Below are 11,127 nucleotides of genomic sequence, written 5' to 3'. Positions count from 1 at the left end.
CGGCAGAAGACAAGGATTGATCAATCGAAGTATGCTTTTTCATGGACTCGCCCTCGCTGTCGTTGGCTGTTTAGACTGCCACCGTGGCGCATTGACGCCTCGGCGTGGGCGAGTCCATTCAATTACAGGGGAGAGGTGTGGGGATCAGGCGCTGCGTGGCAGCCAGAAAAACATCGTCACGCAGAAGATCGTCAGGCCGATGCAGAACCACGTGAATCGGCGCAGCCGGCGTTCCCCCGCCTGTGCGGCGAATGCCGGCAGGGGCATGCCGCATTGGCGGCACTCGGTTTCTTCTGCAGGGTTTACGTGTTGGCAATACAAACAGACGGGCATGGCACTCACTCGAACTGTTCCAGGCGCAGACGATCGAGAATGGCGATCTGGCGGCCGTCCTGGGTGATGATATTTTCATCGATCAGGCGACGGATGATCCGCGAAAAGGTTTCCGGCTGGATCGACAGATGCCCGGCAATCAATTGCTTGGCCATTGGCAGTTCGAATTGGCTGTCAACGGTTTGCTGGCGCACCAGTTGCGTCAGCAGATAGCGCACGACCCGGTGGGTGGCGTTTTTCAGGGACAGGGTTTCAATTTCGTTGACCCGTTGATGCAGGCGAACGCAAAGCTTGCCGAGCAGCGCAAAGGTCAGTCGGCTATTGCTCTGCAGCAGGCGCATGTAGGTGTTGTTGGATAACCGATAGAGCTGAGTCGGGCAGATCGCTTCAGCCGAGGCCACATAGTTCGGGGTGTCCATCAGCATCATCGCCTCGGCGAAGGTTTGCCGATCGCCGATCACCTCAAACACTTTCTCCTGACCATCCGGTGTCAGGCGGTAGATTTTCACCGCGCCGGCAATCACGAAATAGAACGAGTCTGCCGGCTCGCCCTGGCGGAACAACGGTTCGCCTTTGTCGATGCTCAGCAAGTGGCTGGTACTCATCAATTCATCCAGCTGTTCTTCGTTCAACGGCTCGAACAAGTGATGACTGCGCAGAATCTGGTGATGGACGCGATGAAGCACCATAAGAATTCATCCTGAGGATTGAGGAGGGGATGGCGATCAAGTCAAACGAGGCCCAGCGAGACGCCGCTGGCCAACGCCAGAACCGAGGTCAGCACCACAAACCAGGCCAGCGGCTGGATGACTTTTTTCATGACGACTCCTGGGGATCGAGAGGGATCAAGGTTTCTTTGATTGCTGAAAGCTTGAGCAAGACGCGGGCCATGCCCGGAGGCCTTTGTTTACTGGGGCTCTCAGATGGGAGGGTAAAAACAACCACGAGGTTTAGGGTTTAAATAACCCTTAAATGGTCATTTGTACCCTGAGTAGTTTTCATCGGCGGTACGCGAGGCTTGCTACCGGCGCGGATCGGCATCGGGGCACGCCCCTTGCACACTTGATCTGCGACAAAGGCAATTGATCGCCAATACCCGATCATTGCCCCCGGACTTACCTAGACGCGTGCAGGTTGGCGTCAGGTCAGCAGCAAGGTAAAGGAGTGGCTTTATGCAAGTGCTCGACCGCCGTAAAGCGATGGCCATCGCGCCGCTGTTACGTTTGGCCTTTCGGCCATTTTTCCTCGCCGGCTGCCTTCTGGCAGTGCTGGCCATTCCGCTCTGGCTGGCCGCCTTCAGTGGTGCGCTTTCCGACTGGCAGCCGGCGGGTGGCTGGCTGGGCTGGCATCGACACGAATTGCTGTTCGGGTTCGGCTTGGCGATCATCGCGGGCTTTCTGTTGACGGCGGTGCAGACCTGGACCGGTCGTCCCGGCCTCAGCGGGCGACCCCTGGCCGCGCTGGCGTTGCTGTGGTTGTTGGCGCGCGTGGCCTGGCTGGTCAATGCGCCGTGGCCGGTGCTCGCAGTGCTGGAACTGGCGTTCCCGCTGGCGGTGGCCGCGCTCATGGGGTTCACCTTGTGGAAGGTGCGGCAGAAACGTAACTACCCGATTGCGGTGGTGCTGCTGTTGTTAGCGGCGGCCGACGGGTTGTCCCTGTACGGCCTGGTCGAAGGTCATGAAGGCTGGCAGCGTCAAGGCGTGCTGACCGGCCTCTGGCTGGTGGCGGCGATGATGGGCTTGATCGGCGGGCGCGTAATACCGTTCTTCATCCAGCGCGGTCTCGGCAAGGTCGAGGGCGTTACCCCTTGGCCTTGGCTGGATTGGTTGCTGCTGATTGGCTCTCCTCTCGTGGCGTTGTTGTACGCCGCCGGACCAGCACTTGATCCCAATCTCTGGGTCGGCCTGTTGTTCGCCGTGTTGGCCGCCGGGCATCTGGTGCGCCTGGTTCGCTGGCATGATCGCGCCCTCTGGCGTGTGCCGTTGCTGTGGTCGTTGTACCTGGCGTATGCCTGGTTGGCGGTGGCCTGTCTCGGCATGGCGCTGTGGCATTTCGGTGTGCCGATCAACCCGAGTCTGGCGGTGCATTGCCTGACGATCGGCGCCATGGGCGGCCTGGTGTTGGCGATGATTGCACGGGTCAGCCTGGGGCATACCGGCCGCTCGCTGGAGCCGCCGTCGGGCATGACCCTGGCGTTCATTCTGCTCAACCTGGCCTGTCTGAGCCGGATCGTGTTGATCCTGTTCTTTCCCCTGCCTGCATTGTGGCTCGCGGGTTTGTGCTGGGCGCTGGCGTTTGCGCTGTACGCCTGGCGCTATGGGCCGATGCTGCTGCGGGCCCGGGTGGACGGTCATCCGGGCTAACCACGTGAACTGATGGAGGCTGCCGGTGTTATATCCCTTTTTACTGGTCACCCACTTGCTGGCAGCGATTGCCTTCATCGGCACGCTGTTTTTCGAAGTGGTGATCTGGCACCGCGTCCGTCAGAAGTTGGCGGATACCGCGCAAACGACCGCAGATCAAGCGATTGCGGTGCGCTCGCGTAAGGTGCTGCATGGCGTGGTGTTGCTGTTGTATGGCGCCGGTATCAGCCTGGCGTGGCAGCACCGTGGCGTATTGAGTCAGCCGCTGGCCAGCAGTTTTGGCACGTTGCTGAGCCTGAAGATCGTCCTGGCGCTGAGCATCATCGGCCATTACTTCCTGCTGGCGTACTGGCTGAAAAGCGCACGACTGACCACGACCCGCGCCAGCTGGATTCGCCGCAGCATCCTCGGGCACATGGTGTTGATCGTGATCCTGGCCAAGGCGATGTTCTATTGGCACGGTTGATCACACGCCTTCCCTGACAGACAAAACCCGCGTCAACCGGTGGGCTGGCGCGGGTCGGGTGTGAGCGGCAATCGATCAATGACGACGGTTCAAGGCATTAACAAACAACACATTGTTTTCCAGATGGATGTGTTGCATCAGGTCATCACGAAACTCCAGCAGCCCACGATAAAGGGCACGCCAGGTGTTACAGGCATCGGCCGGCGGGGTGATGTTGTTGGTCAGCGCGAGCAGCTTTTCGAGGGCTTCGCCATGTTGATCATGTTCAAAGCGCAGCACCTGGATCGGCGGCGCGGCCTGAGGGCCGATGCCCTGTTGCAGCATCGGGAAAAGCACTTGTTCTTCCTTGAGCATGTGGCCTTCGAGTTCTTGTTGCATGTCGGTCAGCAGATCGGCCAGGCCGTTGGGGCAGCTGCTGCGCGCACCATGGACCTGCTCGACGCGACGGGCCAGGCGGATCAGTTCCGGCAGTTGCTCGCGATGGCGGGCGTGGTAACGGGCCAGAAGGTGGGCGATCAACAGCTCCGACGGTTCGTTGCGCCAGTCGTGTTGGGTTTCGCCGGTGTCTTGCAGCCGGTGCAGCGCATCGGCAATCAGCACCGGATCGAGGTCTTTGCTGGCGGCCGCTTCACGCAGGCTTTTATGTCCGCCACAACAGAAGTCCAGTTTGAAGGTGTGAAAAATCCGCGTGGCGCCGGGAATGTCGCAGGCCAGTTGGCCGAGGCTTTGTTCCAGTAGAGTCAGGCTCATCAGGGGGTTCCTTTTTTGGATTTCAACGGTTCCCCAGGCTCATTGCATCCGGCATGCCATATTTAACGTATTGAAAAATATGGCTTAATTTTTAGTTGTGGTGATAGGCACCCGGACGCTTTAGGGTGAATCCAACCATAGAGGGTAATAACTACCATGCTGCGTGAAAGCCTGGCGGCCGACCTGATTGTCGAGTTGCCCAATGCCGTGCGGTTGCAACGACTGGTCCAGACCCTGCGCGAGTATTTCAACAGTGGCGCCGTGGGATTGCTGCGTCTGGATGACGACAGCCTCAGGCCGGTCGCGACGGTGGGACTGGTGCATGAAGCGTTGGGCCGCCGCTTCGTCATCGCCCAGCATCCGCGGCTGGCGGCGATCATGGCGTCGCGCGAACCCACCTGGTTCGAGCCCGACAGTCGCCTGCCGGATCCCTATGACGGCTTGCTCGACAATCACGTCGGCGAACCGCTGCCGGTGCATGACTGCATGGGCGTAAGCCTGTATGTGGAGGGGCGGATCTGGGGCGCGATCACCCTCGATGCGCTGCACGCCGGGACCTTCGACAGCCGTGCGCGGGAAGAGCTCAAGCGCTGCACCTTGCAGATCGAAGCCGCCGTACGAGTCACCCGGCTTGAGCAGGAAAACCGCAGCCTGCGCTTGTCCCGCAGCGATACTCAAGACGTGCGGCGGCCGGCTGATGAAGGCGAAATCCTCGGGCAGAGTGAGGTGCTGCATCAGTTGCTCAATGAACTGGACGTACTGGCCGACTCCGATCTGCCGGTATTGCTGCTGGGCGAGACCGGTGTCGGCAAAGAGCTGTTCGCCCGGCGCTTGCATCGTCTTTCAAGGCGCCACCACAAACCGCTGATACACGTTAACTGTGCCGCCTTGCCGGAGTCTCTGGCAGAGAGTGAATTGTTCGGCCATGTCAAAGGCGCGTTTTCCGGCGCCACCAGTGACCGTGCCGGACGTTTCGATGCCGCCAACGGTGGCACGCTGTTTCTCGATGAAGTCGGTGAATTGCCATTGGCCGTGCAAGCGAAGTTGCTGCGTACCCTGCAGAACGGCGAGATCCAGCGTCTCGGCGCTGACAAACCGCTGCATGTCGATGTGCGAATCATCGCCGCGACCAACCGGCACCTGCCGGACAGCATCCGCGACGGCTTGTTTCGGGCCGATCTGTATCACCGGCTCTCGGTGTATCCGGTGCCGATTCCGCCGCTGCGCGAGCGGGGTAACGATGTGTTGATGCTGGCCGGGCATTTCCTTGAGCTCAATCGGGCGCGGCTCGGCCTGCGCGGCTTGCGCCTGTCGCCGGCGGCCGAGCGGGCGCTGCTGACTTACAGCTGGCCGGGCAACGTGCGCGAGCTGGAGCATGTGATCAGCCGGGCCGCGTTGAAGCAGCTCAGTCGCGGCACGAGTCGCACCCTGATCATGACGCTGGAACCCGAGATTCTGGACCTCGACAGTGCCATGGGCGGGCAGGGCGCGGTCGTCGAAAGTCCCCTGGACGTTACGGCTGATGAGCCGTTCCAGCCCCTGGGTGAAGCGGTCGACGATTACCAGCGCAAGAAAATTCTCCAGGCCTTGAGCCTGTCCGGGGAGAACTGGGCCAGCGCCGCGCGGATTCTGGAAGTCGATCCCAGCAACCTGCACAAACTGGCTCGGCGTCTGCGCCTCAAATAAGGTTGGGTGTGCTCAGTGTTGATGGTGATCAAGGTGGTCTTGCGCAGTGCATAGCACACTGGGCAGAACCTTTTTGGAGATCACCGTCATGCCCCTTTCCCTGGCACAGATGCGCCGCAACTACACCCTTTTTGGCCTGCAAGACGAGTCGGCGCTGGACGACCCGCTGGCGATGTTCCGGCAATGGATGCAACTGGCCCGCGACACCGAGCGCGCGCCTGTCGAAGCCAACAGCATGGTGCTGGCGACGGTCGACAGTGAAGGGCGTCCGCACTGCCGGGTCCTGCTGCTTAAGGGCTTGAGCGATGAAGGCTTCACATTTTTCGGCAATTACCAGAGCGACAAAGGCCAGCAACTGGCCGCTAACCCGCATGCCGCCATGACCTTTTTCTGGCCGGGGCTGGAGCGTCAGGTGCGTATCGAAGGCCAGGTGTCCAGGCTCGCCCCGACGCTGTCGGATGCGTACTTCGATTCCCGCTCACAAGACAGTCGCCTGGGCGCCTGGGCTTCACCGCAAAGCCGGCCGTTGGCCAATCGGGCCGAGCTTGAGTCGCTGTTGCTACAAACCACCCAACGTTTTGCCGGCAAGACCGTGCCGCGGCCCGAGCATTGGGGCGGCTACTGCTTGCACCCTGAGCGTCTGGAGTTCTGGCAAGGCCGTGCCGACCGCTTGCATGACCGTCTTGATTACCGGTTGTGTGACGGCGTATGGCAGCGAAACCGCCTGGCGCCTTGAGCAGAACGTGTAGCAATGAAAAACAATGTGGGAGCGGGCTTGCTCGCGAAAGCGGTGTATCAGGCACATTAGTTGCGGCTGACAAACCGCTTTCGCGAGCAAGCCCGCTCCCACAGGTTTTGTGTGCCCTAAACAATCTTCTTATGTCCCCGTGGAGGTACCTCCTTGGAGGAATAGGCTCACTGCGAATTCCAGTTCAGGCTTTGTCCCATACCCTCATACACGGGAAGGCTTGGATATGGCCCATCTGGCGCAACGCACGTTTGAACCCCTGAACATTGCCGTGCTGACCATCAGCGATACGCGCACCTTTGACACCGACACCTCGGGGCAGACCCTGACGGATTTGCTGCAAACGGCCGGGCATGTATTGATCGATCGTGACCTGGTCAAGGACGACATTTATCAGATCCGCGCCAAGGTCTCTCACTGGATCGCCGACCCTCAGGTTCAAGTGATACTGATGACCGGCGGCACCGGTTTCACCGCGCGCGACAACACTCCGCAAGCGGTCTTGCCATTGCTGGACAAACACGTGGAAGGCTTCGGTGAACTGTTCCGTCAGGTGTCCCTGGCGGAGATCGGCATGTCCAGTCTGCAATCCCGGGCATTGGCCGGCATGAGTAACGGCGTGCTGGTGTGCTGCGTTCCGGGCTCGCCGGGCGCGTGTCGAACCGCCTGGAACCAGATCCTGCTCGAACAATTGGACAGCCGCACCGGCCCGTGCAATTTCGCCCCGCATTTGAAACCGCAAGCGCAACGGGTCATCGACGCCTGCGAGTCACGCTCATGACTGGCCGGGTGTGCGACCTCGGCAATCTGATGCCGGTGGACGAGGCCATCAGCCGTCTGCTGGACCAGGCACCGCCGCCGCCCCTGGCGCAAAAGATCGGACTGGATCAAGCCTTGGGGCGGGTGCTGGCGGCGGACATTCATTCCCCTGTCAACCTGCCGGCCTGGGACAACAGTGCCATGGACGGTTATGCCCTCAGGGCCGCTGACCTGCCACCGGACGGAGGCTGTTTGTTGATTGGCGGACGAATTGCGGCGGGGGATCAGACGTGCTCGCCGTTGCTCGCGCAGCAAGCGGTGCAAATCTTTACCGGCGCGCCATTACCGCCGGGTGCCGACACGGTGGTACCGCAAGAGCGCTGCCGGATCGACGGCGAGCGCGTCTGGTTTCCGCCCGTAAACCTTGGCGATCACGTACGCAAGGAAGGTGAGGAGGTTCGCCGGGGCGATCTGTTGCTCCAGGCCGGTAAACGCCTGCGTGCGCAAGAAGTAGGGTTGCTGGCCGGCGCTGGCATTGCGCGGGTCGAGGTCTACCGCCCGTTGCAGGTGTGCTTGCTCAGCAGCGGCAATGAACTGCGTGAGCCGGGCGATCCATTGGCGCCGGGGCAGATTTACAACAGCAATCGCTATTGCCTCGCGGCGTTGTTGAGCGGTTGGGGCGTCGAGGTTCACGACTACGGCGTGATGGCCGATGAGTTGGCGGCCAGCCGGCATGCCTTGAGCCTGGCCTCTTCGGAATGCGACCTGTTGTTGAGTTCCGGTGGCGTCTCGGTGGGCGAGGAAGATCACCTCAAACAGGCCATCGAGGAACTCGGCAGTCTGGATTTCTGGCGGCTGGCCATTCAGCCGGGTAAACCGCTGGCCTTCGGCGAAGTGGCCGGCAAACCGTGGATCGGCATGCCGGGCAATCCTTCGGCGGCGCTGATTACCGCGTTGGTGGTAGTGCGTCCGTTCTTGCTCAGGGCTCAAGGCGTGAAAGACGTGTTGCCGGTGCCAATGGCCGTGCCCGCCGGGTTCGACTGGTTGCAGCGTAACAAGCGTCGGCAGTACCTGCGGGCACGGTTGACGCCCGGTGCTGACGGCCAGTTGAGCGTTGAGCTGCACCCTCAGCAAAGCTCGGCGATGCTGACCGCCGCGTGTTGGGCCGACGGGCTGGCGGTGATCGAGTGCGAGCAGCAAGTGCTCAAGCACGACAACGTGATGTTCCTGTCATTCGCCGACCTGATGCATTGATGGCAATTGATTGCCGTCAAGGCTCTGGCTGCCGGTCTCGCTAGACTGGCAGCGCCTTTTTCGATCGCTGCGCCACAGGCATCGATTGAGGGTCGAGACGCGTTTTTCCATGAGGATTACCCATGCAACTGGTCTGCCCGGCAGGGAACCTGCCTGCGCTAAAAGCGGCGGTGCGCCAAGGCGCCGATGCCGTTTATGTCGGTTTTCGCGATGACACCAATGCCCGGCATTTTGCGGGGCTGAACATGGACGACAAACAGTTCGACGCTGCGGTCGCCCACATCCGCCAGCATCAACGCAAGCTCTACGTCGCGGTCAACACGTACCCGCAACCCAAGGGCTGGGAGCGCTGGCAGCGGGCAGTCGATCGCGCCGCCGATTTCGGCGTGGATGCGCTGATCGCCGCCGACCCCGGGGTACTCAACTACGCCAGCCAGCGGCATCCGCAATTGGCGTTGCACCTGTCGGTCCAGGGCTCGGCAACCCATGCCGCGGCGCTGGAGTTTTATGCGCAACGCTACGGGATTCGTCGCGCGGTGCTGCCGCGAGTGTTGTCGTTGGCGCAAGTGCGCCAGGTCGCCGCGAGCAGCCCGGTGCCCATCGAAGTGTTTGGCTTCGGCAGCTTGTGCATCATGGCCGAAGGGCGTTGCCATCTGTCTTCCTACATCACCGGCGAGTCGCCGAACCTTTGTGGCGTCTGTTCACCGGCCAAAGCCGTGCGCTGGAGCGAAGACGCTGAAGGCTTGAGCGCACGGCTCAGTGAAGTGCTGATCGACCGTTACACCCCTGAAGAACCCGCCGGTTACCCGACCCTGTGCAAAGGCCGCTTCCTGGTCGGCGGCAAACGCTTTCATGCGCTGGAAGAACCCACCAGCCTCGACACCCTTGACTTGCTGCCGGAATTGTCGGCCATCGGCGTCGAGGCGGTAAAAATCGAGGGCCGGCAACGCAGTCCGGCCTATGTCGAACAAGTCACCCGCGTCTGGCGCGCGGCACTGGATGCCCATCGTGGCTCGCCGGGCAGTTTTCGGGTCAAGGAGGAATGGCGTCGGGTGCTGGCCGGTTTGTCCGAAGGCAGCCAGACCACCCTGGGTGCTTACCATCGATCATGGCAATGAGGGAGGCGACATGAAGCTCAGCCTTGGACCGGTCCTGTTTTATTGGGACAAAGAGCAACTCAGCAACTTTTACGCCGAGATGTCGGCCTTGCCCCTGGATGTGATTTATCTGGGGGAAACCGTGTGTTCGAAACGCCGGGCCTTTTCACTGGATCAATGGCTGGGTCTGGGGCGCGAGTTGCAGGAATGCAGCCAGGCACAGTTGGTGATCTCCAGCCTGACGCTGATCGAAGCGGCCTCCGAACTGTCCAGCCTGCGGCGGCTCTGCGACAACGGCCAATTGCTGGTGGAGGCCAACGACATGGGCGCGGTGCAGTTTTTGGCCGAGCGCAAGTTGCCGTTCGTGGGCGGCCCGGCGCTGAATTTGTACAACGGTCATACGCTGGCGCAACTGCTGGACTGCGGGATGACCCGTTGGGTGCCGCCGGTGGAGTGTTCGGCGGCGCTGATCGGCGATGTACTCGATCAGGTGCGCGAACTGGGCCGTGAGGTGCCGGAAGTCGAGATCTTTGCTTATGGGCATTTGCCGTTAGCCTATTCCGCACGCTGCTTCACCGCTCGGGCGGAAAACCTGCCCAAGGACGACTGTCGGTTTTGCTGCCTCAACTACCCCGATGGACTGCCGTTGACCAGTCAGGAAGGGCAGGCGCTGTTCACCATTAACGGTATTCAAACGATGTCGGCCGAGGTGACCAACTTGCTGGCGGATTACACCGGGCTGGTGGCTTGTGGTGCCGATCTGTTGCGTCTGAGCCCTCGCGCTCAGGGCATGGCCGAGGTCATTGCCGCCTATCAACGGGTTCGTCTGGGCGAGACGCCGCCGCTGTTCGTCGACGGTTGCAACGGTTACTGGCATGGCCAGGCCGGCATGTTGCGCGTTGAGGAGGTCGGCCTGTGTTGAATCGTAAAAAGTGGTTGTTGAAAGGTGCCGACCGGTTGTTGCCGTTGGTGCGTCGGGTGCCTTTTGCGGTGCAGCGTCTGGCGTTGCAGCAGGCGCTGAATCGTTGCCTTGCCGAGCCGTTGCGCGATGGCGAGTTTGAAGTGTTGCGTGGGCGTTGGTTGTGCTTGCGGATTCCGGATCTGGGGTTGTCCTGGTATCTGACGCTGACCCGTCAAGGGTTGCGAATTGCCGAACACGCCGACGCGCATGTGACCATCAGTGGTAACTGGCGTGAGTTTTTATTGTTGGCGAGTCGTCAGGAGGATCCGGATACGTTGTTCTTTCGCAGGCGTTTGGTGATTGAGGGTGATACGGAGTTGGGGTTGGCGTTGAAGAACTTGATCGACAGTCTTGATCCTGATGTGTTGCCTGTTTGGTTGTGGCGAAATCTGGAGCGGGCGGGGAAGGGGGTGGCGGCCGGTTAGTCGAGCTGTGTTTTTGGTTGGGGTACATATCCATTCCTGTGGTAATGGCCGCCTAGGGTTCCGCCCTTACGGCGGGTCACTTGGAAAAGCGCCAAGTAACCAAACGCTTTCGCCCCTGACGTACGGTGCCTCGCCCAGGCTCGGCATGCCCTCGCTCCGGTCCTGCTCCGTGGGCCCGCCGCCATCGGCCATCCATGGCCGGGGGCGGCTACCGCGGCATCCTTGCCGCGGTGCCCACTGCGCAGAACCTGCGCTCGGCCTTCCGACGGGGCAGATCAAGATCAA

The 11,127-nt window shown here is 61.2% G+C and carries 12 protein-coding genes; 9 read left to right on the top strand and 3 right to left on the bottom strand.

All coding sequences use genetic code 11. From position 1 onward, the window contains the following. Nucleotides 1–144: 144 nt before the first annotated feature. Together CKW16_RS31470 and CKW16_RS31465 are read right to left on the bottom strand one after the other, a co-directional pair. Nucleotides 145–333, bottom strand: coding sequence for a protein DnrP (locus tag CKW16_RS31470; RefSeq protein WP_095133621.1), 189 nt, complete (start codon nucleotides 331–333; stop codon nucleotides 145–147). 5 nt (nucleotides 334–338) lie between these two features. Then, nucleotides 339–1,022, bottom strand: a complete 684-nt coding sequence (locus CKW16_RS31465; RefSeq protein WP_008156275.1) for a Crp/Fnr family transcriptional regulator — start codon at nucleotides 1,020–1,022, stop codon at nucleotides 339–341. Between the two features lie 483 nt (nucleotides 1,023–1,505). Between CKW16_RS31465 and CKW16_RS31460 the strand changes: the two genes are divergently transcribed. Beyond that, the gene (locus tag CKW16_RS31460; protein WP_095133619.1) at nucleotides 1,506–2,696 is read left to right on the top strand and encodes an NnrS family protein; all 1,191 of its coding nucleotides are present in this window, start codon (nucleotides 1,506–1,508) and stop codon (nucleotides 2,694–2,696) included. A gap of 25 nt (nucleotides 2,697–2,721) precedes the next feature. After that, nucleotides 2,722–3,162 carry a CopD family copper resistance protein gene (locus CKW16_RS31455; protein WP_095133618.1) on the top strand — a complete coding sequence of 147 codons (441 nt, stop codon included), beginning with the start codon at nucleotides 2,722–2,724 and terminating at the stop codon, nucleotides 3,160–3,162. A 75-nt stretch (nucleotides 3,163–3,237) separates the two neighbouring features. On the opposite strand, the gene ytfE is transcribed toward CKW16_RS31455, so the two are convergent. Continuing rightward, nucleotides 3,238–3,912 (bottom strand): iron-sulfur cluster repair protein YtfE, encoded by a 675-nt coding sequence (gene ytfE, locus CKW16_RS31450; RefSeq protein ID WP_095133616.1) that lies wholly within the window; start codon nucleotides 3,910–3,912, stop codon nucleotides 3,238–3,240. Between the two features lie 156 nt (nucleotides 3,913–4,068). Here ytfE and norR point away from each other — a divergent pair, with 156 nt between their 5' ends. The 7 genes from norR (at nucleotide 4,069) to CKW16_RS31415 (ending at nucleotide 10,842) form a co-directional block, all read left to right on the top strand. Then, nucleotides 4,069–5,598 (top strand): nitric oxide reductase transcriptional regulator NorR, encoded by a 1,530-nt coding sequence (gene norR, locus CKW16_RS31445; protein WP_095133614.1) that lies wholly within the window; start codon nucleotides 4,069–4,071, stop codon nucleotides 5,596–5,598. Nucleotides 5,599–5,686: 88 nt separating this feature from the next. Continuing rightward, nucleotides 5,687–6,334 carry a pyridoxamine 5'-phosphate oxidase gene (gene pdxH, locus CKW16_RS31440; RefSeq protein WP_095133612.1) on the top strand — a complete coding sequence of 216 codons (648 nt, stop codon included), beginning with the start codon at nucleotides 5,687–5,689 and terminating at the stop codon, nucleotides 6,332–6,334. A gap of 238 nt (nucleotides 6,335–6,572) precedes the next feature. After that, the gene (gene moaB / locus CKW16_RS31435) at nucleotides 6,573–7,127 is read left to right on the top strand and encodes a molybdenum cofactor biosynthesis protein B (RefSeq protein ID WP_046046532.1); all 555 of its coding nucleotides are present in this window, start codon (nucleotides 6,573–6,575) and stop codon (nucleotides 7,125–7,127) included. Further along, the gene (glp, locus tag CKW16_RS31430) at nucleotides 7,124–8,359 is read left to right on the top strand and encodes a gephyrin-like molybdotransferase Glp (protein ID WP_095133610.1); all 1,236 of its coding nucleotides are present in this window, start codon (nucleotides 7,124–7,126) and stop codon (nucleotides 8,357–8,359) included. The genes moaB and glp overlap by 4 nt, the downstream gene beginning before the upstream one ends. A 122-nt stretch (nucleotides 8,360–8,481) precedes the next feature. Further along, the gene (locus CKW16_RS31425) at nucleotides 8,482–9,477 is read left to right on the top strand and encodes a peptidase U32 family protein (RefSeq protein WP_095133608.1); all 996 of its coding nucleotides are present in this window, start codon (nucleotides 8,482–8,484) and stop codon (nucleotides 9,475–9,477) included. 10 nt (nucleotides 9,478–9,487) lie between these two features. Continuing rightward, nucleotides 9,488–10,378 (top strand): U32 family peptidase, encoded by an 891-nt coding sequence (locus CKW16_RS31420; RefSeq protein WP_095133606.1) that lies wholly within the window; start codon nucleotides 9,488–9,490, stop codon nucleotides 10,376–10,378. Then, nucleotides 10,372–10,842 carry an SCP2 domain-containing protein gene (locus CKW16_RS31415; RefSeq protein ID WP_095133604.1) on the top strand — a complete coding sequence of 157 codons (471 nt, stop codon included), beginning with the start codon at nucleotides 10,372–10,374 and terminating at the stop codon, nucleotides 10,840–10,842. Before CKW16_RS31420 ends, CKW16_RS31415 begins: the two co-directional genes overlap by 7 nt. Nucleotides 10,843–11,127 lie beyond the last annotated feature (285 nt).

The sequence above is a fragment of the Pseudomonas sp. Irchel s3h14 genome (assembly GCF_900187425.1).
In the GTDB taxonomy this organism is placed as follows: domain Bacteria; phylum Pseudomonadota; class Gammaproteobacteria; order Pseudomonadales; family Pseudomonadaceae; genus Aquipseudomonas.
This window is presented reverse-complemented; position numbering and strand designations above follow the sequence as displayed.